At 73.1% G+C, this 24,077-nt stretch carries 13 protein-coding genes and 2 pseudogenes; 9 read left to right on the top strand and 6 right to left on the bottom strand.

From position 1 onward, the window contains the following. Window positions 1-69: 69 nt before the first annotated feature. From pgm to ACQ95T_RS04000, 5 genes and pseudogenes are all read right to left on the bottom strand, one after another. Window positions 70-1,725: a phosphoglucomutase (alpha-D-glucose-1,6-bisphosphate-dependent) gene (gene pgm, locus ACQ95T_RS03980; RefSeq protein WP_425939560.1), complete on the bottom strand. Its 1,656-nt coding sequence runs from the start codon at window positions 1,723-1,725 to the stop codon at window positions 70-72. 10 nt (window positions 1,726-1,735) lie between these two features. After that, window positions 1,736-4,678 (bottom strand): 1,4-alpha-glucan branching protein GlgB, encoded by a 2,943-nt coding sequence (glgB, locus tag ACQ95T_RS03985; RefSeq protein ID WP_431473557.1) that lies wholly within the window; start codon window positions 4,676-4,678, stop codon window positions 1,736-1,738. A gap of 1,801 nt (window positions 4,679-6,479) precedes the next feature. Further along, a pseudogene (locus ACQ95T_RS03990) lies at window positions 6,480-6,725 on the bottom strand (maltokinase N-terminal cap-like domain-containing protein); the annotation flags it as partial. Beyond that, window positions 6,725-8,482 (bottom strand): maltose alpha-D-glucosyltransferase, encoded by a 1,758-nt coding sequence (treS, locus tag ACQ95T_RS03995; RefSeq protein ID WP_425939564.1) that lies wholly within the window; start codon window positions 8,480-8,482, stop codon window positions 6,725-6,727. The gene treS and the pseudogene ACQ95T_RS03990, both read right to left, overlap by 1 nt. Before the next feature lie 6 nt (window positions 8,483-8,488). Beyond that, window positions 8,489-10,566: pseudogene (locus ACQ95T_RS04000) on the bottom strand (maltotransferase domain-containing protein). Between the two features lie 138 nt (window positions 10,567-10,704). Here ACQ95T_RS04000 and glgP point away from each other — a divergent pair. Next, window positions 10,705-13,296, top strand: coding sequence for an alpha-glucan family phosphorylase (gene glgP, locus ACQ95T_RS04005; protein WP_425939567.1), 2,592 nt, complete (start codon window positions 10,705-10,707; stop codon window positions 13,294-13,296). Here the strand turns inward: glgP and glgX are convergent. Further along, on the bottom strand, window positions 13,283-15,469 hold the full coding sequence (glgX, locus tag ACQ95T_RS04010; protein WP_425939569.1) for a glycogen debranching protein GlgX: 2,187 nt from the start codon (window positions 15,467-15,469) through the stop codon (window positions 13,283-13,285). The two genes, glgP and glgX, sit on opposite strands and share 14 nt — an antisense overlap. A gap of 85 nt (window positions 15,470-15,554) precedes the next feature. Here glgX and ACQ95T_RS04015 point away from each other — a divergent pair, with 85 nt between their 5' ends. From ACQ95T_RS04015 to ACQ95T_RS04050, 8 genes are all read left to right on the top strand, one after another. Beyond that, on the top strand, window positions 15,555-16,217 hold the full coding sequence (locus ACQ95T_RS04015; RefSeq protein WP_425939571.1) for a hypothetical protein: 663 nt from the start codon (window positions 15,555-15,557) through the stop codon (window positions 16,215-16,217). Further along, complete coding sequence (locus tag ACQ95T_RS04020; RefSeq protein WP_425939573.1) at window positions 16,214-17,014, top strand: enoyl-CoA hydratase/isomerase family protein; 801 nt, start codon at window positions 16,214-16,216, stop codon at window positions 17,012-17,014. The genes ACQ95T_RS04015 and ACQ95T_RS04020 overlap by 4 nt, the downstream gene beginning before the upstream one ends. A gap of 136 nt (window positions 17,015-17,150) precedes the next feature. Further along, complete coding sequence (locus ACQ95T_RS04025) at window positions 17,151-17,939, top strand: electron transfer flavoprotein subunit beta/FixA family protein (RefSeq protein ID WP_425939575.1); 789 nt, start codon at window positions 17,151-17,153, stop codon at window positions 17,937-17,939. Window positions 17,940-17,975: 36 nt separating this feature from the next. After that, complete coding sequence (locus ACQ95T_RS04030; RefSeq protein WP_425939576.1) at window positions 17,976-18,935, top strand: electron transfer flavoprotein subunit alpha/FixB family protein; 960 nt, start codon at window positions 17,976-17,978, stop codon at window positions 18,933-18,935. A gap of 317 nt (window positions 18,936-19,252) precedes the next feature. Then, a complete protein-coding gene (locus ACQ95T_RS04035; RefSeq protein ID WP_431473558.1) occupies window positions 19,253-20,491 on the top strand; it encodes a DUF222 domain-containing protein in 1,239 nt (412 codons plus the stop codon). A gap of 204 nt (window positions 20,492-20,695) precedes the next feature. Continuing rightward, window positions 20,696-21,907 carry a cysteine desulfurase family protein gene (locus tag ACQ95T_RS04040; RefSeq protein WP_425939580.1) on the top strand — a complete coding sequence of 404 codons (1,212 nt, stop codon included), beginning with the start codon at window positions 20,696-20,698 and terminating at the stop codon, window positions 21,905-21,907. Beyond that, on the top strand, window positions 21,904-23,025 hold the full coding sequence (gene mnmA, locus ACQ95T_RS04045; RefSeq protein WP_425939582.1) for a tRNA 2-thiouridine(34) synthase MnmA: 1,122 nt from the start codon (window positions 21,904-21,906) through the stop codon (window positions 23,023-23,025). The genes ACQ95T_RS04040 and mnmA overlap by 4 nt, the downstream gene beginning before the upstream one ends. Then, window positions 23,022-24,068, top strand: coding sequence for a methionine synthase (locus tag ACQ95T_RS04050; RefSeq protein ID WP_425939584.1), 1,047 nt, complete (start codon window positions 23,022-23,024; stop codon window positions 24,066-24,068). The genes mnmA and ACQ95T_RS04050 overlap by 4 nt, the downstream gene beginning before the upstream one ends. Window positions 24,069-24,077: the final 9 nt, after the last annotated feature.

A 24,077-nucleotide genomic window follows, 5' to 3' on the forward strand; every position in this document is an offset into this window, starting at 1 on the left:
TCAGTCTGATCCGCCGCGACGGACCTGGCGGGTCCGGCACGGGCCGCGGCGCGGCGGCGCCGCTCCCGCTCAGCCGCGCAGGGCCGCGTCCACGACCTGCTGGGCCTCCTGCTGCACCTGCGCGAGGTGCTCCGGGCCCCGGAAGGACTCGGCGTAGATCTTGTAGACGTCCTCGGTGCCCGACGGGCGGGCGGCGAACCACGCGTTCTCGGTGGTGACCTTCAGCCCGCCGATGGCTGCCCCGTTGCCCGGCGCCTCGGTGAGCACGGCGGTGATCGGCTCGCCCCCGAGGCTGTCTGCCGACACGTCGGAGGGGGAGAGGGCCTTGAGCCGGGCCTTGGCCTCCCGGTCCGCCGGGGCGTCGATCCGGGCGTAGGCGATCTCGGCCCCGCCCCCGAGCGAGCCGACGAGCTCGGCATACCGCTCGGACGGGGTCCGCCCCGTGCGGGCGATGATCTCGCTCCCCAGCAGGGCCAGGATGATCCCGTCCTTGTCGGTCGACCAGGTCGAGCCGTCCCGGCACAGGAACGACGCGCCGGCCGACTCCTCGCCGCCGAAGGCGACCGACCCGTCCAGCAGGCCGGGCACGAACCACTTGAAGCCGACCGGCACCTCCACGAGACGACGCCCGAGGGCGGCGGCGACCCGGTCGATCATCGAGGAGGAGACCAGGGTCTTGCCGATGGCGGCGTCCTGGGGCCAGTCGGGGCGCGCACCGCCGTAGAGGTGGTCGATCGCGACCGCCAGGTAGTGGTTGGGGTTCATCAGGCCACCGTCCGGCGTGACGATCCCGTGCCGGTCGGCGTCGGCGTCGTTGCCCGTGGCGATGTCGTAGGTGTCCCGGGCGGCGATGAGCGAGGCCATCGCGTCGGGGGAGGAGCAGTCCATCCGGATCTTGCCGTCCCAGTCCAGGGTCATGAAGCGCCAGGTCGGGTCGACGAGCGGGTTGACCACCGTGAGGTCGAGCCGGTGCTCCTCGGCGATCGCGCCCCAGTAGTCCACGGCGGCGCCGCCCAGCGGGTCGGCGCCGATGCGCACGCCGGCGTCCCGGACCGCGTCCAGGTCGAGCACCCGCGGCAGCGCGCGGACGTACTCCCCGAGGAAGTCGTAGGTGTCCGCGGTCGCCCGGGCGCGGGTGAACGGCACCCGCCGGACACCGTCCAGCCCGGCGCGGAGCAGGTCGTTGGCCCGGTCCGCTATCCACCCGGTCGCGTCGGTGTCCGCGGGGCCGCCGTGGGGCGGGTTGTACTTGAAGCCTCCGTCCCGCGGGGGGTTGTGCGAGGGGGTGACGACGATGCCGTCGGCCTCACCTCCGCCCCCGGACCGCTCGCGGTTGTGCGCGAGGATCGCGCGGGACACGGCGGGGGTGGGCGTGTAGCGGTCGTCGGCGTCCACGAGCACCGTGACGTCGTTGGCGACGAGCACCTCCAGGGCGCTGGCCCAGGCAGGCTCGGACAGCGCGTGCGTGTCCCGACCCAGGAACAGCGGCCCGGTCGTTCCCTGCTCCCGGCGGTATTCGCAGATCGCCTGGGTCGTGGCCAGGATGTGGCCCTCGTTGAAGGCGGTGTCCAGCGCGCTGCCCCGGTGACCCGAGGTGCCGAACGCCACCTGCTGGTCCACGTCCTCCGGGTCGGGGACCCCGGTGTAGTAGCTGGTCACCAGGTGGGCGACGTCCACCAGGTCCTCGGTCCGGGCCGGCTGTCCGGCGCGCTCGTGCCGTGCCATCGTGAGCTCCTCAGCTCTGCTGGGGGTCGGGGTGTGCGGTGGTCACGGCTGCGGAAGAGGTGTCCGGGTCGGTGGTGACCTCCCCGGGGTAGCCGGGGGCCGGAAGGACAGGAGCGTCCTCGGCGTCCTCGGCGTCCACGTCCTCGGCGTCCACGCCCACGTCCATGCCTTCGCCCCTGTCCACCTGGCCGGTCGCACCCTCGACCGTCTCACCGGTGTCGGTCACCGCGCCGGGAGCGCCGACGCTCGCGGCGTCCGCATCGACGTCCGTGTCGGTCGCGGAAGCGGTGCCCCTGACGGCCTCGGTGCCGACCTCGCGGTGGGCCCCGCCGTCGGCCTCGGACGACGACGTGTCGTCCGTCCCGTCCGCTCCTGCCGCTTCGTCCGCTCCTGCCGCCACGTCTGCTCCGTCCGCTCCTGCCGCCCCGGCCGTGCCGGTCGACACGTCCGCCTCGTCCTCGGCGGCCCGGTCCAGCCCCTCGGGCTCGTCCTCGGGATCGGGCACCAGCCAGACGGCACCCATCGGCGGGACGGTCACCAGGGCCGACCACGGCTGCCGCTGGTGCGCCACGTCGTAGGCCTGGACCGTGCCCATGTTGCCCTGGCCGGACCCGCCGTAGACCTCGGCGTCGGTGTTCAGCACCTCGCGCCACCGGCCGCCGTAGGGCAGACCGACGTGCACCTGGTGGTGGGCCACGCCGCTGAAGTTGACCAGCACGGCCACCACCGGTCGCAGCCCGTCCGGGCCCTCGTTGCCCCACCGCAGGTAGGAGTAGAGGTTTCGGGAGGCGTCGTTGGCGTCCAGCCAGGCGAAACCGTCCTCGTGGTGGTCGATCTGCCACAGGGCCGGCAGCTCGTCGTAGAGGTGGTTCAGGTCGCGGACCAACCGCTGGACCCCGCCGTGCGCGGGCTGCTCGGTGAGCTCCCACGACAGCGTGCCGCCGTCGGCCCACTCCCGGTCCTGGGCGAACTCGGTGCCCATGAAGAGCAGCTGCTTGCCCGGGTGGCTCCACTGGTAGGCCAGGAAGGCGCGGGTGGTGGCGAACTTCTGCCAGCTGTCGCCCGCCATCTTGCGCAGCAGCGACCCCTTGCCGTGCACGACCTCGTCGTGGCTGATCGGCAGGATGTACTTCTCGCTGAACGCGTAGACCAGGGAGAACGTCAGCGCGTGGTGGTGGTGCGCCCGGGCGTAGGGGGTCTGCGCCAGGTAGTCGAGGGTGTCGTGCATCCACCCCATGTTCCACTTGAAGCCGAAGCCCAGCCCGCCCTCCTCGGTCGAGTCGGTGACGCCGGGCCAGGAGGTCGACTCCTCGGCGATCATCACCACGCCGGGGTTGCGCCGGTAGGCGGTCGCGTTGGTCTCCTGCAGCAGCTCCACGGCCTCCAGGTTCTCCCGGCCGCCGTAGCGGTTCGGGATCCACTGGTCGCCCTCGCGCGAGTAGTCGAGGTAGAGCATGGAGGCGACGCCGTCGACCCGCAGCCCGTCGGCGTGGAACTCCTCCAGCCAGTAGCAGGCGTTCGCGACGAGGAAGTTGCGCACCTGCGGCCGGCCGTAGTCGAAGATGTAGGAACCCCACTCCGGGTGCCAGCCCTTGCGCGGGTCCGGGTGCTCGTAGATCGGGGTGCCGTCGAAGCGGGCCAGTGCCCACGGGTCCGTGGCGAAGTGGCCGGGCACCCAGTCGAGGATGACACCGACCCCCACCTGGTGGAGGCGGTCGATGAGGTGGCGCAGGCCGTCCTCGTGGCCGAAGCGGCTGTCCGCGGAGAAGTAGCCGGTGACGTGGTAGCCCCACGAGGGGCCGTAGGGGTGCTGCATCACCGGCATGAGCTCGACGTGGGTGAAGCCCATCTCGCTGACGTAGCTGACGAGCTGGTCGGCCAGCTGCTCGTAGTCCAGCCCCTCGCGCCAGGAGCCCAGGTGCACCTCGTAGACGCTCATCGGGCCGTGGTGGATGTCCTCGCGGCGGCGCCGCTCCATCCACGCGTCGTCGTTCCACCGGTGCGTGGAGACGGTGACCACCGAGTTGTTGAACGGTGGCACCTCGGTCGCGCGGGCCATCGGGTCGGCCTTGGCCCGCCGGGTCCCGTCGGGCCCGGTGATGTCGTACTTGTAGTGGGCACCAGCACCCACCCCCGGGACGAAGATCTCCCAGACGCCGACGTCCTCGTGGACGCGCAGGGCGTGGGTGCTGCCGTCCCAGCCGTTGAAGTCGCCGATCACGTGGACGGCCAGGGCGTTGGGGGCCCAGACGGCGAAGTGGGTGCCCCTGACCTCCCCCATCTCGTCGCGCCGGGTGAGGACGTGCGAGCCCAGCACCCGCCACAGCTCCTCGTGCCGGCCCTCGCCCAGCAGGTGCAGGTCGGTCTCGCCGAGCAGCGGTTCGTGCCGGTAGGACTCGTCCACGACCCGCCGCTCACCCTCGCGGGTCACGGCCAGGCGGTAGGTGGGGACCTGCTCCTGCTGGACGACCGCGGCCCAGATCCCTCCGGTCTCGTGCGTCATCGGCAGCTCGCGGCCGTCGGCCAGGAGCATCGAGACGGACTGCGCCCCGGGGCGCAGGGTGCGCACGGTCACGTGGCCCTCGTGCGAGTGGGGACCGAGGACGTGGTGCGGGCTGCGGTGCAGGCCGTGCACGACGTCGGTGGCCTCGTCCAGGTCCAGGGGACGGGTATGCGGTGCCGCCGGCTCCTGCGGCGCGGGCAGCGGGGTGCGCCGCACCGTCCGGGGACCGGAGGCCTGCTCGGACCCGGCCGACCCGCCGGTGCCCTCGCCGCCGTCGCCGTCACCGTCGCGCACGACGCGCCCGGTGACGACCGCCGGAGAGCTGCTCGCCTCCTCCCACGCCTGACGCTGCCGCTCGACCGGGTCCAGCAGGACCCCCTCGGGGGAGCGCGGTGCGGTGCCGCTGGCGGGCGGGTACTCCCGCGCCGCCACCGGCCTGGCGACGTCCACGGACGCGTGCGGCTCGGCCCCGCCCGGAGGCGGCGGGCTGGGCGTCGGCGCTGATCTGCATCCCGGCCGGCGGCGGCACCGGGGCGTGCGGCAGCCCGCCGCTCGCCGGCCGGGACCCTGCCGGCGTCGGGCGGAAGGCGTCCACCATCTCCTCCGGCGGCGGGACGGGGGCGTGCGGCAACCCGCCGCTGGCCGGCACGTGCGCCGTCGCGGGGGTGCTGGCCTCGTCCGCGTCCGGCCGATCGTCGGTCCCGCCCGGCTGCTCGTCGGTGTCCCCGCCGTCGTGCTGCTCGGTGCCCGCACCGTCGTGCTGCTCGGTGCCCGCACCGTCGTGCTGCTCGGTGCCCGCACCGTCGTGCTCGTCGGCGTCGCCACCGGGCACCCCGGTGCCGGACCCCGCGTAGACGGCGGACAGGTCCTCGTCCTCGGCCACGGGCTGGTCGTCGTCTGCGGACCCGCCCCGGGCCGCCGGGCCGAGGTCGCCCGGGCCGGGGGTGGCGGCATACTCCTCGGGCAGGGCGCTGGAGCGCACCTCGCCGGAGTCCTTGGTCAGGGAGTCGGCACCAACGGCGGCCCCCGCGCCGCTCACCCCGAAGTCGGCGGCGCTCGGGCCCTCCTCGCCGCGGTGACGACCCGGTCGGTCGTCCCCGCTGCCGCCGGAGAGGCTGGGCGCCTCGTGCCGGCCGCCGCGACCGCCCGCGACCAGACGCTGCACCGCGGCGACGGGGATGGGCACCCAGGTGGGGCGGTTGCGAGCCTCGTAGACGACCTCGTAGAGGGCCTTGTCCAGCTCCAGGGCGTCCAGCAGCGGGCGCACCCGCTCGTCGTCGAGCTCCACGCCCGCGGCCGCCGCATACCCCTCGAGGTAGGCGGCCCGCGCTGAGCGGGCCCAGTCGGTGGCGTCGATCCCGTCCTGGGCGACGGTGGCGGCGGCGTAGTCGATGCTGCGCAGCATGCCGGCCACGTCCCTCAGGGCCAGGTCGGGGGCGGTGCGCTCGGCCATCGGGCGCAGGGGCTCCCCCTCGAAGTCGAGCAGCACCCAGCCGCGGCCCGGCACGTGCAGCACCTGACCCAGGTGGAGGTCGCCGTGGATGCGCTGCAGGGGCGGCAGCGGCACGTCGGCCAGCGCGTCGTAGGTCCGCTCCACGTCCTTGCGGTGGACGGAGAGCTCGTCGACCTCGGCGAAGGCTGCGCCGGCGCGCTGGCGCAGCCGGTCCACGAGGGTCGTCCGCTGCGTCTCGGCGTCCTCCGTGCCGAACGCCGCGGCCAGGGAGGTGTGCACCTGCGCGGTCGCCTCCCCGAGCTCGCGGGCGGGTCCGGTGAGGTCCTCGCCCGTCCCGGCCGCGGCCAGCGCGAGCTCCCAGCCGTCACGGCCACCGGCAACGAACTCCTGGGCCACGGCCAGGTGGCCGCTGACCTCCTGGTCGTCGGCGTCGTTCCAGCGCCCCTCGACGTAGCCCAGGGGGCCGGGCACGGTGCGGTTCCCCGTGCGCGCGATCGCGGCGCACACCGTCACGTCCGGGTTCTCTCCGGACTGCAGGACGCGGAAGAGCTTGACGAGCACGGGCGCCCGGCTCTCGTGGGCCTCGACGACCACCGAGGTGTTGGACTGCTCACCGGTCAGCACGCGGCTGCCGCGCAGCGCCGGGGCCGTCCCGCCGGCGACGAGCCGTCGGGCCCGGGCGGAGGGGACGTCGTGCTCGGACCAGACGTGCTGGAGCAGCGTCTGCACGAAGACCGGGTCGTGGGCGGCGTCGTAGACGTAGCGGGTGCCCAGCTCGTCGTGCTCGGCCGTGGCCACGAGGGCGTGCGCCAGAAAGGCGACCGGCTCGGCGCGGTAGGACAGCGGGACCTGGTAGACGACCGGCTCGGTGCCGGACTCGTCCACGAGCAGGTGGTCCTCGAGGCCGACCTCACCCAGGGGGTCCTCCCAGCGGATGCCGCCGATGCGGCGCAGCTGGGGCGTGCGCCCGGTGCCGCGGTACCAGCGCTGGGTGGCGATCCAGCCGGGCAGGAAGTCGTCGAAATCGGGGGTCAGGGTGGCCATCAGGAGCCCTCCTCGGAGTGGGTGGACGGCGCAGGGGGAGCGGGGACGGCGGGCTCGACCGGCTGCAGACCCAGCCAGAAGAAGTCGCGCGAACCCATGGTGAGGACGATCGTCCCGTCGTCCTCGACGTCGGGGAAGCCGTGGCCGCCGAAAAGGTCGGTGACCAGGGCGCCGTGCAGCTCGTCGGGAAGGGTGATCCGGGCGGCCTGCGGGCGGGAGGAGAGGTTGTTGACGCACAGGACGGCCGGGTGCCCGTCCCGCTCGACGTCGTCGTCGGCGGGCAGGGCGCGCACGAAGGACAGGACGGCGTCGTTGTCGGCCTCGCACAGCTCGAACCGGCCGACGCCGAACACCTCGTGGGCGGCCCGCACCTGCAGCATCCCCCGGGTCCAGTGCAGCAGCGAGGAGCTGCTGGCCATCTGGGCCTCGACGTTGACGCTGTTGTAGTGGTAGACGAGCGAGCTGATCACCGGCAGGTAGAGCTTGCCGGGGTCGGCCGTGGAGAAGCCCGCGTTGCGGTCCGGGGTCCACTGCATCGGGGTGCGGACGGCGTCACGGTCGTTGAGCCAGATGTTGTCGCCCATGCCGATCTCGTCGCCGTAGTACAGGCACGGTGAGCCGGGCAGGGACAGCAGCAGGGCGTTGATGAGCTCCACCTCGCTGCGAGAGTTGTCGAGCAGCGGGGCCAGACGCCGGCGGATGCCGATGTTGGCCCGCATCCGCGGGTCGGGGGCGTACCAGCCGTACATCGCCGAGCGCTCCTCGGCGGTGACCATCTCCAGCGTCAGCTCGTCGTGGTTGCGCAGGAAGGTGCCCCACTGGGTGCCCGCGGGGATGTCGGGGGTCTCCTCCATCACGCGGGCGACGGGTTCGGCCTTCTCCTCACGCAGGGCGTAGTACAGCCGCGGCATCACCGGGAAGTGGAAGCACATGTGGCACTCGGGAGCCTCCTCGGTGCCGTAGTAGTCGACCACCTCGGCGGGCATCTGGTTGGCCTCCGCCAGCAGGACCCGGCCGGGGTACTCAGCGTCGACCATCGCGCGCAGCGCGGCGAGGAACTCGTGGGTCCGGGGGAGGTTCTCGCAGTTGGTGCCCTCCTCCTCGAACAGGTAGGGCACGGCGTCCAGCCGGAACCCGTCGATGCCCATGTCCATCCAGAACCGGACGACGTCGAACATCGCCTCCTGCACCGCCGGGTTCTCGAAGTTGAGGTCGGGCTGGTGGGAGAAGAAGCGGTGCCAGAAGAACTGGCGCCGGACCGCGTCGAAGGTCCAGTTGGAGGTCTCGGTGTCGACGAAGATGATCCGCGCGTCGCTGTACTTCTCGTCCGTGTCGGACCAGACGTAGAAGTCCCCGTAGGGGCCCTCCGGGTCCGATCGCGAGGCCTGGAACCACGGGTGCTGGTCGCTGGTGTGGTTCATGACCAGGTCGGTGATGATCCGGATGCCCCGGGCGTGCGCCTGGGAGATCAGCTCACGGAAGTCCGGCAGCGTGCCGAACTCCGGCAGGACCGCGGTGTAGTCGGCCACGTCGTAGCCGCCGTCGCGCAGCGGGGAGGCGTAGAACGGCGGGATCCACAGGCAGTCCACGCCCAGCCACTGCAGGTAGTCCAGCCGGTTGATCAGGCCGGTGAAGTCGCCGGAACCGGAGCCGGTGGAGTCGTCGAAGGCGCGCACGAGCACCTCGTAGAACACCGCCTTGCGGAACCAGTCGGGGTCGTTCCGCAGCCCTGGCTGGTGCAGGTTGAGTCCGCGCATCTTTCCTCAGTCCGTCGTCACGTGGATGATGTGCACCGGCTCGTGGCCGTACCCCGGCCCCAGGACCACCCAGGGCTGGTGGTCCCAGGTCCATCGCTGGTCGGTGACCAGGTCGCGGGCAGTGAACGTGCGCCCCCAGTCCAGCCCCAGGCCCAGGGCCGGCAGGTCCAGGTGCAGCCGGGTGCCGCGGACGTTGTGCGGGTCCAGGTTCGCCACGACCAGCACCGTGTCCTGCGCCGACCCGTCGTCGGCGCCCCCTCCGTGCTTGGAGAAGGCGAGCACGTTCTGGTCGTCGGCCTCGTGGAAGGTGACGTTGCGCAGCCAGTGGAGCGAGGGGTGCTCGCGCCGGATCCGGTTGAGCGTGGTCAGCCACCCGGTCAGGTCGGTGCGGCCCGGGACCTCCTCGTCCCAGCGGCGGTCCTTGAACTCGTACTTCTCGTTGTCCAGGTGCTCCTCGGCACCGGGCCGCGGCCGGTCCTCGACGTGCTCGAAACCGGCGTAGATGCCGTAGGTCGGTACGAGGGTGGCGGCCAGCGCGGAGCGCACAAGGTGGGCGGTCGCGCCCCCGGTCTGCATGTAGGGGGTGAGGATGTCGTGCGTCGTGGGCCAGAAGGAGGGGCGCATGTAGGGAGCGGTCTCGGTGGCCAGCTCGCTGACGTACTCCCGCAGCTCGGCGGCGGTGTTGCGCCACGCGTAGTAGGTGTAGGACTGCTGGAAGCCGACCTTGGCCAGGGTGCGCGCATCATCATCGGCTTCGTGAACGCCTCGGCGAGCCAGATGACGTCCGGATGGTCGACGGCGACGTCGGCGATCAGCCACTGCCAGAACTCGACCGGCTTGGTGTGCGGGTTGTCCACCCGGAAGATCTTGACCCCGTGGTCGATCCAGACCTGGACGACGCGACGGACCTCGGCGTAGATCGTGGCCGGTGCGTTGTCGAAGTTCAGCGGGTAGATGTCCTGGTACTTCTTCGGGGGGTTCTCGGCGTAGGCGATGGTGCCGTCGGCGCGGGTGGTGAAGAAGTCCTGGTGCTCGGTGGCCCAGGGGTGGTCCGGGGAGGCCTGCAGGGCCAGGTCGAGGGCGACCTGCAGCCCCTGCTCGGAGGCGGCGTCGACGAAGGCGTCGAAGTCCTCGAAGTCGCCCAGGTCGGGGTGCAGGGCGTCGTGCCCGCCCTCGGGGGAACCGATGGCGTAGGGCGAGCCCGGGTCGTGCTCCTCGACGGTGAGGCTGTTGTTGCGACCCTTGCGGTTGGTCGTCCCGATGGGGTGCACCGGGGTGAGGTAGACGACGTCGAAGCCCATCCGGGCGATCGCCGGAAGCCGCTGTGCCGCGGTGGCGAACGTGCCGGTGGTCCACAGTCCGGTCTGCGGGTCCTGGCGGGCGCCCTCGGAGCGGGGGAAGATCTCGTACCAGGCGCCGGTGAGGGCCAGGGGCCGCTCGACCCACCACGTGTAGGTCGGTCCGGGGCTGACATGGTCGCGCAGCGGCGCGGCCTCCAGGACCCGGCGCACCTGCTCGTCGATGCCGGCGGCGAGGCGCTGCAGCGGGTCCAGCGAACTGGAGCGCAGGGTGACGATGGCGCGGTCCAGGACGTCGATGTGCTCCTGCGGGCGATCGACCTCGTCCAGGGCCCGCTCGAGCACCCGGGCGCCCTCCTCGAGCATGAGCTCGACGTCGACCCCGGCCTCGACCTTGATGGTGCCGTCGTGGACCCACGTGCCGTAGGGGTCCGACCACCCCTCCACCCGGAAGCTCCACACCCCCTCCCGGTCGGCGTGCACCACGGTCTCCCAGTGCGACAGGCCGGGATTGGTCTGCACCATCGGCACGTGGTGCTCGCCGTCGTCGGGGTCGACCAGCACGGCCGTGGCGTTGACCGCGTCGTGCCCCTCCCGCAGGACGGTGGCCGAGAGGGTGAACAGCTCACCCACCACCGAACGCGTGGGTCGACGGCCGGCGTCGACCACCGGTTCGACGTCCAGGACGGGGATGCGGCCGACCGGCTGCTGGCCGAAGAGGGCCAGGACGGAACGGTCGATCGCGGCGTCGGGCTGGGCGGGGGGCGTGGTCGAGTCCTCGGTCACGCGCCCCACGCTACCGGCGAACGGGCGGGCCGGTCACGCCGAGGTCGGCGACCCCCCGCCCGTGCGCCCGCCACCCGACCGACCCCCCCACCTGCAGCGTGCAAGAAGTTGCAGGTGCGTCCCCTATCCTCGACCGGTGTGAAGGCTATCCGTCGGCTGCACGTACGCACCGTCCTCCCGCAGACCCTGTCCCCGCTCCACGACCTGGCGCTCAACCTGCGCTGGTCCTGGCACCCCCCGACCCGGGACATCTTCGCCAGCATCGACCCCGGGTTGTGGCGCTCGAGCGGGCAGGACCCGGTCGCGGTGCTCTCCTCGCTGAGGACCGCCGACATGGAGCGGCTCGCGGCGGACGGGTCGTTCGTGGCCCGGGTGCACGAGGCGGCCGCCGACCTGGAGCGCTACCTGACCAAGCCCCGCTGGTACCAGGAGAACGGTGCCGGCCGGACCGACGAGCACGGTGACCGCGAGCTGAAGGCCATCGCCTACTTCTCGCCCGAGTTCGGCATCACCTCCGTCCTGCCCCAGTACTCCGGCGGCCTGGGCATCCTCGCGGGCGACCACCTCAAGGCGGCCAGCGACCAGGGCATCCCGATCGTCGGCGTCGGCCTGTTCTACACCTCGGGCTACTTCGCCCAGCGGTTCAACTCCGAGGGCTGGCAGCAGGAGTCCTACCCCGTGCTCGACCCGGACGACCTCCCGCTGTCGCTGTTGCGCGAGGACGACGGCTCCCCGGTCGTCATCCGCCTGGCGATGCCGCAGGGCGGCCACCTGGACGCCCGGGTGTGGCGCGCCCAGGTCGGACGCGTGCCGCTGCTGCTGCTCGACTCGGACGTGGAGACCAACGACGCCGCCCGGCGCGAGGTGACCAACCGGCTCTACGGTGGCGGCGGCGACCAGCGGCTGGAGCAGGAGATGCTGCTGGGCATCGGGGGCGTGCGCGCCCTGCGGGCCTACTCGCGGATCACCGGAGCCCCGGAGCCGACCGTCTACCACACCAACGAGGGGCACGCCGGCTTCCAGGGCGTGGAGCGGATCAGCGAGCTCGTCACCCGCCACGGCCTCACCTTCGACGAGGCCCTGCGCGCCGTGCGCGGAGGGACCGTCTTCACCACGCACACCCCGGTCCCGGCCGGCATCGACCGGTTCGTCATCGACGCCATCCGCGCGCACTTCGGCGACCCCGGGTGCACCCTCGACGGCATCCCGCTGGACCGGCTGCTGGCCCTGGGCGCGGAGGACTACGAGGGCGGAGACCGGTCCCGGTTCAACATGGCGGTCATGGGCATGCGTCTCGGGCAGCGGGTCAACGGCGTCTCCGAGCTGCACGGCGCGGTGAGCCGGGAGATGTTCTCCGGTCTGTGGCCGGGCTTCGACCTCGACGAGGTGCCGATCGGTTCGGTGACCAACGGCGTGCACGCGGGGACCTGGGTCGACCGCAAGCTCTACGACCTGGCCAAGGCTCACCTGGGCCCCGAGACCGCCGCACGGTCGGTGTTCACCCGCATCCACGAGGTGCCGATCGACGCGTTCTGGCGCACCAAGCGCGAGCTGCGCGCCCAGCTGATCGCCGACGCGCGGGAACGGCTGCAGACCTCCCTCCGCGACCGGGGCGCCACCGAGGCCGAGCTGGGCTGGACCGAGAGCGTCCTGGACCCGGACACGCTGACGATCGGCTTCGCCCGCCGCGGGGCGACCTACAAGCGGCTCACCCTCATGCTGCGCGACCCCGAGCGGTTGAAGAAGCTGCTCAACGACCCGGACCGGCCGGTCCAGCTGCTCATCGCGGGCAAGTCGCACCCGGCCGACGACACGGGCAAGGCGCTCATCCAGCAGATGGTGCGCTTCACCGACGACCCCGACGTGCGCGGGAAGATCCTCTACCTGCCCAACTACGACATCGCGATGGCCCAGCAGCTCTACCCGGGCTGCGACGTCTGGCTGAACAACCCGCTGCGCCCGTTCGAGGCCTGCGGCACCTCCGGGATGAAGGCCGCGCTGAACGGCGCGCTCAACCTCTCCATCCTGGACGGCTGGTGGGACGAGTGGTACGACGGCCAGAACGGCTGGGCGATCCCGACCGCGGACGGCGTCGAGGACCCCGAGCGCCGCGACGACCTCGAGTCCGCCGCGCTCTACGAGCTGCTCGAGAAGACCGTGGTGCCCACCTACTACGACCGCGACGAGGACGGCCTGCCCCAGCGCTGGCTGGAGATGGTCAGCCACACCCTGTCGACGCTGGGCCCCAAGGTGCTGGCGGACCGGATGGTGCGGGACTACACCGAGAAGTACTACTGGCCCTCGGCCCATGCGGCGTGGTCGGCGGCGGCCGAGGACTTCGCCGGTGCCCGCGACCTGGCCTCCTACGTCGGGCAGGTGCACGCCAGCTGGCCGCAGGTGCGGATCGACCACGTCGACGCCGACGGGCTGTCCGACGCCCCCCAGATCGGGGACGAGATCGCCGTCCACGCCTTCGTGGGCCTGGGTGACCTCGACCCCGACCAGGTGCGTGTGCAGATGGCCTACGGCCGCGCCAACGCCGAGGACACGCTGACCGACCTGGAGTACGTCGACCTGGAGCCGACCCAGTCCTACGACGAGGGCCGGCACCGTTTCGACGGACGCATGCGGCTGGCGCGCACGGGGGCGCTGGGCTGGACGGTGCGCGTGCTGCCGCGCCACGAGCAGCTGTCCAGCCCCGCCGAGCTGGGCCTGGTCACCCTGCCGTGACGTGCTGCTCGCGGGGCGCCTCCGGGAGCCCCGCGAGCAGCACGAGCCCCTCCAGCACGGTGACGCTGGTGGCGCCCACCGACATCACCTCGCCCGGAGCCACCTCCTCGGGTCCCACGGGCTCGGCCTCGCTGCTCCAGCGTCGGCGCCACCCGCCCACCCCGTCGACGGTCGGACCCACGGCCTCGACCCGGTCGGGACCGCCGTGCAGGACGAGGGCGAAGGCCTGGCGCCGCTGCTGGTCGGTGTCGTGCAGCGTGTCCAGCAGCGCCACGACCGTGCGCTGCCACGGGTCGGCCCAGCGCGCGTCGTCGACGACGTGCCCGGTCTCGGTGTACCAGCGCAGCCGCGTCCGTCCGGGGACGGCCTCGTGGGTGGGGAACCGGGCGGTGCGCACCGGCGCCAGCTCGCGCCGCAGCGCCAGCAGCTCGCGGGTGTCGGCCAGCAGCTCCTGCTGCCAGGGACGCAGGTTCCACCGCAGCCAGGAGATCTGGTTGTCCTGGTTGTAGGCGTTGTTGTTGCCCTCCTGGGTGCGCCCCATCTCGTCCCCGGCCACCAGCATCGGCACCCCGGCGCTGAGCAGCAGCGTGGCCAGCAGGTTGCGGATCGAGCGGTTGCGCGCGGCGAGCACCGCGCCGTCGGTCGTGGAGCCCTCGACGCCGTGGTTCCACGAGCGGTTGTCGTGGTGGCCGTCCCGGTTGTCCTCGCCGTTGGCGTAGTTGTGCTTCTGGTCGTAGGCGGTCAGGTCGGCGACGGTGAAGCCGTCGTGGGCGGCGACGAGGTTGACCGAGGCCACCGGGCCGCGGTCGCCGGCGGCGAACATGTCCGCCGACCCCGCGATCCGGGTCGCCAGCTCCCGGATGCCGTGGCCGGGCTCCCCGTGCAGACCACGCCGGACGTCGGCGAGCCAGAAGCTGCGGACGGTGTCCCGGTAGCGGTCGTTCCACTCGGCGAACGGGGGCGGGAACTGGCCGGTCCGCCACCCGTGCACCCCCACGTCCCACGGCTCGGCGATCAGCTTGACCCGCGAGAGCAGCGGGTCGGTGCGCAGGGCGACGAGGAAGGGGTGGTCGCGGTCGTAGCCGTCGTCGCGTCCGCGGGCCAGCGCCGGTCCGAGGTCGAAGCGGAAACCGTCGACGTGGTAGTGCTCAACCCAGTGGCGCAGGGAGTCCAGGATCATCCGGACGACCGCCGGTTCGCGCACGTCCAGCGTGTTGCCGGTGCCGGTGACGTCGATGTCCCTGCCCCGGCCGTCCAGCCGGTAGTAGCTGCGGTTGTCCAGGCCACGCCAGGACAGCGTCGGGCCCGAGGCGGAGGCCTGCTCGGCGGTGTGGTTGTAGACCACGTCGAGGATGACCTCGATCCCGGCCGCGTGCAGCGTCCGGACCGCCGTCCGCAGCTCGTCCGCCACGCCCTGCGGGTCGTTGGCGGCTGCGTAGCCGGCGTGGGGGGCGAAGAACCCCAGCGTGTTGTAGCCCCAGTAGTTGTGCAGCCCCTGGCGGACCAGGGCCGGCTCGGAGGTGAAGGCGTGCACGGGGAGGAGCTCCAGGGTGGTCACCCCCAAGAAGCGCAGGTGCTGCACGACCGCGGGGTGTCCCAGGGCGGCATACGTCCCCTGCAGGTGGGCGGGCACCTCGGGGTGCCGCATGGTCAGCCCGCGCACGTGCGCCTCGTAGACCACCGTCTCCGACCACGGCACGGCGGGGAGCGCGTCGTCGCCCCAGTCGAAGGCGTGGTCGATGACGACCGACCGGGGGACGAAGGGGGCTGAGTCGCGGGGGTCACGGCTCTGCGGCGAGGCGTGCCCCGACTCGTCCACGACGTGGCCGTAGACCTCCGGGGCCCAGTGCACCCAGCCGTCGACTGCGTGCCCGTAGGGGTCCAGGAGAAGCTTGGCCGGGTTGTGGCGGTGCCCGTCGTCGGGATCCCAGGGGCCCTCGACGCGGAATCCGTAGCGGGTGCCGGGGGTGAGCCCGGGCACGGTGTCCCACCACGTGTCGTGCGCCCGGTGCCGCAGGGGGGTGCGGTGCTCGCCCTCCGCGTCGAAGACGCAGAGCTCCACCGCGGTCGCGTGCGCCGCGACGACCGCCACCTCCGTGCCGGCCTCCGTCGTGGTCACCCCGGGAGGGGGAGGGGTGTCCGTGCTGCGTCGGGGGCGGATCGGCGGGGCCATGGTCGCCAAGGGTAGGTGCGCGGGCGCCGCTGCCCGTGCACCCACACCGCAGGGAGCGGTGCGGGCGGCAGGTACGTTGGGGGACATGACGGATCCCACCTCGCTGCCCAACTTCCCCCCGCCGCCCCAGGACCGCCCGCTGAGCGGCCGGGTGCTCGACGCCCTGCAGGACCTGCAGATGAGCCCGAACCTCGACAAGGAGGGTGACGTCGCCTTCGAGGCGCGCGACCAGAAGCTGTTCGTCAAGGTCGTCCAGGGTGAGCAGTTCGACATCATGCGGGTCTTCGGCCAGTGGCAGGTCTCCGACTCCGTGCCCGACGACATGCGCGTCCGGCTTGACGGCTGCAACGACATCACCCTCGGGGTGAACCTCGTCAAGGCCGGCATCGCCTCCGGCCACCTCGTGCTGGCCGTGGAGCAGATCGTCACCCGGCAGGAGCAGCCCAAGGCCAAGCTGCAGATCGGCGTCGGCCTGATCCTGCAGGCACTGTCCCTGTGGCACCGCAACGTGCTGGCCAAGTCGCGGGCCGAGCAGGGCCTCGACCCGCAGCTGCCCGAGGGTGCCCCCGAGGGGACCGAGGTCGGCCCGTGGCTGTCGATCGGTACCCGCGGCGGGCAGGCGGCTCCCGACCAGGGTGACTCGGGTCAGGGTGACTCGGGTCAGGGTGACGTGGGCCAGGGTGACGTGGGCCAGGGCGACGGGGGCCAGGACGGCACCGGCCCCGACCGTCAGGAGGGCGGCGCGTGAGCCGGACCGTCCCCACGGCCAGCGACTTCGTCCGCATCGAGATCGATGCCGGCATCGCCACGGTCCGGATCGACCGGCCGAAGATGAACCCGCTCTCGATCGAGGTGCAGGACGCCCTCGGAGAGGCGGCCCGCCTCGTGTCCGCCGACGACGAGGTGGCCGCGGTCGTCCTCTACGGCGGTGAGAAGGTCTTCGCCGCCGGGGCGGACATCAAGGAGATGCAGCGGATGAGCTACACCGACATGGTGCAGCGGGCCGCCGTCATCCAGGAGTGCTTCAGCGCCGTGGCGCGCATCCCCAAGCCGGTCGTGGCCGCGATCGAGGGCTACGCCCTGGGCGCCGGCAACGAGCTGGCGCTGTGCGCCGACTTCCGCGTCGCCGCCCAGGACGCGAAGCTCGGCCAGCCCGAGATCCTGCTCGGCGTGATCCCGGGAGCCGGTGGCACCCAGCGGCTGGCCCGCCTCGTGGGACCCTCGCGGGCCAAGGACCTGGTCTTCACCGGACGGCAGATCGACGCCGCCGAGGCCAAGGTGATGGGCATGGTCGACGAGGTCGTCCCGCCCGGCCAGGCCTACGCGCGCGCCCGGGAGATGGTCCAGCGCTACGTCCACGGCCCCGCGTTCGCGCTGCGGGCGGCCAAGGAGGCCATCGACCGGGGGCTGGACACCGACCTGGAGACGGGCCTGGCCATCGAGGCCATGCAGTTCGCCGGGGTCTTCGCCACCAAGGACCGGGAGATCGGGATGACCTCCTTCGTCAAGGATGGCCCCGGGAAGGCGAGCTTCGAGGGTCGCTGAGGCGGCGGCATACCCGCGGTGCACCCTCGGGGTGCCCCCAGGATCCTGTGTTACCCATGAGTAGCCACGTGGCGTCGGACCCAGGTCGAGATGACAAGATGGGTCCGACTGCCCCCGATCAACGAGGACGTGAGACGTGAACATCGTCGTCTGTGTGAAGTACGTTCCGGACGCCCAGGGCGACCGGGGTTTCGAGGAGGACCGCACCACCGACCGCGAGTCGGTGGACGGACTGCTCTCGGAGCTGGACGAGTATGCCGTGGAGGAGGCGCTGAAGATCGTCGAGGCGGGCGAGGGCGAGGTCACGGTGCTGACCATGGGCCCGGACGACGCGGTCGCGGCGGTGAAGAAGAGCCTGCAGATGGGTGCGCACCGGGGTGTGCACGTGCTGGACGAGGCGCTGGCCGGGTCGGACTCGGTCGCGACGTCGCTGGTGCTGGCCGAGGCGGTCCGCAAGCTGGGGCAGGAGTCGCCGGTGGACCTGGTGCTGACCGGCCTGGCGTCCACGGACGGGGTGATGTCGGTGGTGCCGGCGATGCTGGCCGAGCGGCTGGGCCTGCCGCAGGTGACCTTCGCCTCGGAGCTGACCGTGGAGGGGTCGAGCGTGCGGATCCGCCGCGACGACGAGTCGTCGTCCATGACGGTGGAGTCGAGGTTGCCGGCGGTGGTGTCGGTGACCGACCAGATCAACGAGCCGCGCTACCCCTCGTTCAAGGGGATCATGGCGGCGAAGAAGAAGCCGGTGACCACGTGGTCGCTGGCCGACCTGGGCGTGGACGCCTCGCAGGTGGGTCTGGACGCGGCCTGGAGCAGGGTGGAGCAGGTGGAGGCCCGTCCGCCGCGCTCGGCGGGCGAGGTCGTCGCCGACGAGGGCGAGGGCGGCAAGGCCCTGGCCGACTTCCTGACCTCGCGCAAGTTCGTCTGAGCCGGTCGACCCGAGATTGATGAAGGAGCACATCTGATGGCTGAAGTTCTCGTCCTGGTCGACCACGTCGACGGACAGGTCCGCAAGTCCACCTCCGAGGCGCTGACCGCCGCGGCGCGGCTGGGTGAGCCGGCCGCAGTGATGGTCGGCGGGGACGCCCAGGCGGCGGCGGAGGCGCTGGGCCGGTTCGGCGCGACCAAGGTGTATGCCGCGACCGACCCGGCGCTGACCGAGCACCTGGTGGCCCCGGTGGCCGAGCTGCTGGCCGACCTGGTCGGCAAGGTGTCCCCGGCGGCGGTGATCCTGCCCTCGTCCAACGACGGCAAGGAGATCGCCGCCCGGCTGGCGATCAAGACCTCCTCTGGCCTGATCACCGACGCGGTCGACGTGCAGCCGGCCGGGGGCGGCGGGGTGTCGACGGTGCAGTCCGTCTTCGCCGGTTCCTACACGGTGACCTCGACGGTGACCACGGGGACGCCGATCGTCACGCTGAAGCCGAACTCGGTGCCGGCGCAGGAGGCGCCGGCGTCACCGGTCGTGGAGGAGGTCTCGGTGTCGTTGTCCGAGGCCGCCACCGCCGTGCGGATCACCGAGCGCACCCAGAAGGCGGCCTCTGGCCGTCCGTCTCTGACCGAGGCCGCGATCGTGGTCTCCGGCGGGCGCGGCACCGGTGGCGACTTCGGCCCGGTGGAGGAGTTCGCCGACTCCCTGGGCGCGGCCGTGGGCGCGTCCCGGGCGGCGGTCGACGCGGGCTGGTACCCGCACTCGGCCCAGGTCGGGCAGACCGGTGTGTCCGTCTCGCCGCAGCTGTACGTGGCCGCGGGCATCTCCGGGGCGATCCAGCACCGGGCGGGCATGCAGACGTCCAAGACGATCGTGGCGGTGAACAAGGACGCGGAGGCCCCGATCTTCGAGCTGGTCGACTACGGCGTGGTCGGCGACCTGTTCACGGTCCTGCCCCAGGCCACCCAGGAGGTCCAGGCCCGCAAGGGCTGAGCCGGGGGGCGCGAGACTGACGACGCGCCCGTCACCCCGTCGCTGCTGCCGAGAGGCCCCGACCGCCATCGAGCGGGCGGGGCCTTCTCGCGTGGGCGGGTCTGTGGTGCCTGGGCGGGGGACGTCAGCACCGCGGACGAGGGGAGGGCGCACCCGCACCCGGGGGATGACAGGCCGACGGCCAGGGTCTGTCGGGCCCTTCTCGTACGTTTGTCCTATGAGGGAGTCCTGGGGTGGGGAGGTGCTGCGGACCTCGGCGGGGGTGCTGGTCGGGGAGGGTTTCGTGGCCGGCGGCGCGGTTGCCGGGGGAGCGGGTGGTGGGCTGTCTGCGGGAGGCGGGCCGGGAGGCCACCTTCGCCGACCTGGCCGCTGGTGAGGTGGCGCTGGTGCAGGACGGTGAGCTGGAGGCGGCCCTGGGTGCGGTGTCGGTGGTGGCGGGGGCGGTGGAGCGGGCGCGGGTGCGGCTGGCGGTGGAGGCCGCCGGGCGGGGGCTGCACACCGCCGCGGGGATGTCGTTGGCCGACTGGTTGGGCCTGCGCTGCCCGGAGCTGCCCCGCGGTGTGCTGCACGACCTGGTCCGGGTCGCCCGGGCCGGGCAGGAGGCCGTGCACGCGCCGCTGCTGGAGGGGGTGCTGTCCGGTGGCATGCCGCTGGCCCGGGCTGCGGGGTTGCACCGGGCGCTGGCCCGGATCCGGGGGGCGCTGTCCCCGGGGGACTACGAGCAGGCGGTGGGCCTGCTGGCCGACGCCGGGTGCAACCCAGTGTTCGAGGAGGCGGACATCGCCCGGGTGAGCGGCCGGTTGTTGGCCGCGTGCCTGCCGGAGAAGGATCACGAGGAGCGGCGCCGGGCCCAGCACGAGCTGCGGGACGTGCACGAGTCGTCCCTGGCCGACGGGTCCGTGCAGCGGATCATCATGACCTTCGGTGAGGAGGCGGACTACCAGGCCGTACAGGCGATCCTGAGGTCACCCCTGGCGGCACCGGCGACGGCCGCGGAGGTCGAGGCGACCGGTGAGCAGGACACCCGCACCCCAGGGCAGCGGCGGTACGACGCGTTGATGACGGTGCTGCGCCGCGGCGTGGCCGGCACCAAGGGTCAGCCGACGACGCCCAAGGCGACCCTGGTGGTGACCATGGACCTGGACACCCTGCGCGTCGACCTGGCCGGCACCGGTGGGCTCGTGCCCGGGTGCGGCGCCACCCTGGAGGGGGACCTGGTCGCCGCGGAGTCGGTCCGCCGGCTGGCGTGCGAGGCCGACCTGGTCCCGCTGGTCCTGGGCAGCGACGGTGAGGTGCTGGACCAGGGCCGCCGCACGCGCCTGGTCACCCCCGGGCAGCGCCTGCGCCTGGCCGTGCGCGACCGCGGCTGCACCATCCCCGGGTGCACCGTCCCGGCGACCTGGTGCGACGCCCACCACGTCGTCCACTGGGCCCACGGCGGCCGTTCGGACCTGTCCAACTACGCCCTGCTCTGCCCACGCCACCACACCTGGGTCCACGACAAAGGGCTCACCGCGACCATCACCGCCCACGGCACCACCTGGCACCTGAGATGACCCCCGCCCCGCACCCGGCCCACCGGCCGGGCCACACCCATGCCCAGTCGCATCCCCGACGGAGGGCCACGTCCACACCCGCGCAGGCCGACCACGCACTCTGCCGAGGTCCATGGAGGCACCGGTGACCGTGGGGGAAGGGACCGCGGGGCCACCCAGGGTCATCGGGACGGTCGGTCGTGACAGCGGACGTAGACTTCTGCGGTGCCTCTTCCCGACCGTCTCGTCTACCTCGACCACGCCGCGACCACGCCGGTGCTGGACGAGGTGGTCGACGTGGTCGCCCGCACCATGCGGCAGGTCGGGAACGCCAGCTCGCTGCACACCCCGGGACGCGCAGCCCGCCGCGTCGTGGAGGAGTCGAGGGAGCGGATCGCCGAGGCGCTCGGCGTCCGACCCTCGGAGGTGCTCTTCACCTCGGGGGGCACCGAGTCGGACAACATCGCGGTCAAGGGCACCTTCCAGGCCCGCCGCACGGCCGACCCGCGGCGCGACCGCCTCCTCGTCAGCGGCATCGAGCACCACGCCGTCCTCGACCCGGTGGAGCACCTCGTCGGGACGGCCGGGGCGCGGGTGACCTTCGTCGAACCCGACGGTCAGGGACGGATCCACCCGCAGGCGCTGCGCGACGCCCTGGACGCCGACGGCGGACCGGGGACGGTGGCGCTGGTCAGCGTCATGTGGGCGAACAACGAGGTCGGGACGGTCCAGCCGGTCCGGGACCTGGCGGAGCTGGCCCGTGAGCACGGCATACCGTTCCACAGCGACGCCGTGCAGGCCCTCGGGCAGGTTCCGCTGGACCTGTCCCTCGTCGACCTGGGCGTGGTGACCGGCCACAAGACCGGTGGCCCCCTGGGGGTCGGTGTCCTCGTCGCGGGTCGGGACCAGTCGCCGGTCCCCCTGACCCACGGGGGTGGGCAGGAGCGCAAGCTGCGCTCCGGCACCCTCGACACACCGGGCATCGCCGGCCTGGCCGAGGCCGTCGTGCACGCGGCCGAGCAGCAGGCGAGCCACGCCCACCACCTCGCGGCGCTGCGCGACCGGCTCATCGAGGGCGCCCTCGCCCTGGACGACGGCATCACGGTCAGCGGCACCTGGACCCCGGGCGACGTGACCGACCGCCTGCCCGGCAACGTGCACCTGCGGGTGGCCGACGCCGAGGGCGACTCACTGCTCTACCTGCTGGACGCCGCCGGGATCGCCTGCTCGACCGGGTCCGCCTGCCAGGCGGGCGTCCCGCGACCCAGCCACGTGCTCCTGGCCATGGGCGTCCCCGAGGAGGAGGCCAGAGGCGCGCTGCGGTTCACCCTGGGCCACGGGTCCGAGCAGGCGGACGTCGACGCCGTGCTGAGCGCCCTTCCGCCGGCGCTCGAACGGGCCCGTCGGGCGCACGCAGCCTCCAGGAGCCGGGCATGAGGATCGTGGCCGCCATGAGCGGCGGGGTGGACTCGGCGGTCGCCGCGGCTCGGATGATCGAGGCCGGCCACGACGTGGTCGGCGTGCACCTGGCGCTCGCCCAGTCCGCCGCGACGCTGCGCGAGAGCGCGCGCGGGTGCTGCACCCTCGAGGACGCCGGGGACGCCCGCCGGGTGGCCGACCGGCTCGGCATCCCCTTCTACGTCTGGGACATGGCCGAGCGCTTCCGCGAGGACGTCGTCGAGGACTTCGTCGCCGAGTACGCCGCCGGCCGCACGCCCAACCCGTGCCTGCGGTGCAACGAGAAGATCAAGTTCGCCGCGCTGCTCGACAAGGCCCTGGCGCTCGGCTTCGACGCCGTGGCGACCGGTCACTACGCACAGGTCGTCGAGGAGCCCGATCCTGCTGCGCCGCACGGGGTTCGACGCGAGCTGCACCGTGCGGTCGACCCGGCCAAGGACCAGTCCTACGTCCTGGGGGTGCTCGACGCCGACCAGCTCGCCCGCAGCTTCTTCCCCCTCGGCGACACGGTCAAGGCCGACATCCGCGCGGAGGCCGCCGCCCGCGGGTTCTCGGTGGCGCGCAAGCCCGACAGCCACGACATCTGCTTCATCGCCGACGGGGACACCCGGGGCTGGCTCGCCCGGCGGCTCGGCGAGCGGCCGGGACCCATCGTCGACGACGAGGGCACCGTGCTGGGGGAGCACGGTGGTGCCCACGGGTACACCGTCGGCCAGCGGAGGGGGCTGGGGCTGAAGGTGCCGACGGCGGACGGAAGCCCGCGCTACGTCGTCTCCACCGACACCCGGACCAACACCGTGGTCGTGGGCCCGGAGGAGCTGCTCGGGGTCGACCGGATCACGGCCGACCACGTCCGGTGGTGCGGCGGTCCGCCCCCCGCCGGCGCGGTCCGCGTCGGCGCGCAGCTGCGCGCCCACGGCGAGGAGCACCCGGCGACGGCGCACGTCGAGCGGGCCGGCGGCACACCCGAGCGGCTCATCGTGCAGCTGGACGCACGGACGCGGGGCGTCGCCCCCGGACAGTCGGTCGTGCTCTACGACGGCACCCGCGTGGTGGGTTCGGGCACGATCGCCGCGGCCGGCCGGGTGGCGGGGTGAGCGGGAGCCAGGGCACGCCCGCGGTGCGCGCCACCGGGATCGGTTCGTGGCCAGGTACGGACGTGCGCGAGGCGCTGCGCGTCGTGCGCGGCGAGCTCACCGGCGCGGTGCCCGAGGGGGTGCAGGGTGTCCCGTACCTGCCCGAGCTGCCCGACCGCGGCCCCGGTGCCGACATGGTCGGTCGGACCTCCCACCTGCTCGTCGACCTGCCTGTGGACCTGGCGCCCCAGGGCTGGCGGCTCGTCGACCGGCCCGGCCGCGACCACGACCGCGCGGGCGCGTGGTGGGGCCAGGACCTCGACGAGCTGGCCGAGGCCTTCGACGGCTGGTCCGGGCCGCTGAAGGTCCAGGTCGCGGGACCGTGGACCCTGGCCTCCGAGCTCTGGCTCCCGCTCGGTGACCGGGTGCTCTCGGACCGGGGGGCCACCCGGGACCTGGTGGGCTCCCTCGCCGAGGGTGTGGCCGGGCACGTCGCGACCGTCCGGAGGCTGGTGCCGGCCGCGGAGGTCGTGCTGCAGCTCGACGAGCCGTCGCTGACGACGGTCGCCTCGGGGCGGGTCCGGTCGGCCTCGGGCTACTCGGTGCTGCGCACGCCCGAGGAGGCCGAGCTGGTCGGTGGTCTGCGCGAGGTGGTCGAGGCCGCCCGGGGCGCCGGGGCCGTGCAGGTCGCGATCCACTCCTGCGCCCAGGACGTGCCCCTCGACCTGCTGCGGCGGGCAGGGGTGGGCGCTGTGAGCCTGGACGTCGGCCTGCTGCGGCGACCGGGCTGGGAGGGTGTCGCCGGCCTGCTCGACACGGGGGTCCGGCTGTGGGCCGGCGTGCTGCCCAGCGCGTCCGGCGTGTCCGGAGGCACGGGCTCCCGCGACCACGTGGAAGGGCTTCTGCTGCGCTGGCGCGAGCTGGGCCTGCCCGCCGCCGACCTCCTCGGTCTCACCCTCACTCCCACGTGCGGGCTGGCCGCGGCCACGCCGGAGGAGGCCCGGGCCGCGACGGCGGGCACGGTGCGGGCGGCGGCGCTGGTCGCCGAGGCCGCCGCCGGATGACCCTCGCCG

The organism is Ornithinimicrobium carbonis (assembly GCF_050703245.1).
Taxonomy (GTDB): domain Bacteria; phylum Actinomycetota; class Actinomycetes; order Actinomycetales; family Dermatophilaceae; genus Ornithinicoccus.

Bases quoted from the DNA above. Each gene is read 5' to 3' on its own strand.
- pgm (WP_425939560.1), bottom strand. From the start codon at position 1,725: ATGGCACGGCACGAGCGCGCCGGACAGCCGGCCCGGACCGAGGACCTG.
- ACQ95T_RS04015 (WP_425939571.1), top strand. From the start codon at position 15,555: ATGACGGATCCCACCTCGCTGCCCAACTTCCCCCCGCCGCCCCAGGAC.
- treS (WP_425939564.1), bottom strand. From the start codon at position 8,482: ATGCGCGGACTCAACCTGCACCAGCCAGGGCTGCGGAACGACCCCGAC.
- glgX (WP_425939569.1), bottom strand. From the start codon at position 15,469: ATGGCCCCGCCGATCCGCCCCCGACGCAGCACGGACACCCCTCCCCCT.
- ACQ95T_RS04030 (WP_425939576.1), top strand. From the start codon at position 17,976: ATGGCTGAAGTTCTCGTCCTGGTCGACCACGTCGACGGACAGGTCCGC.
- mnmA (WP_425939582.1), top strand. From the start codon at position 21,904: ATGAGGATCGTGGCCGCCATGAGCGGCGGGGTGGACTCGGCGGTCGCC.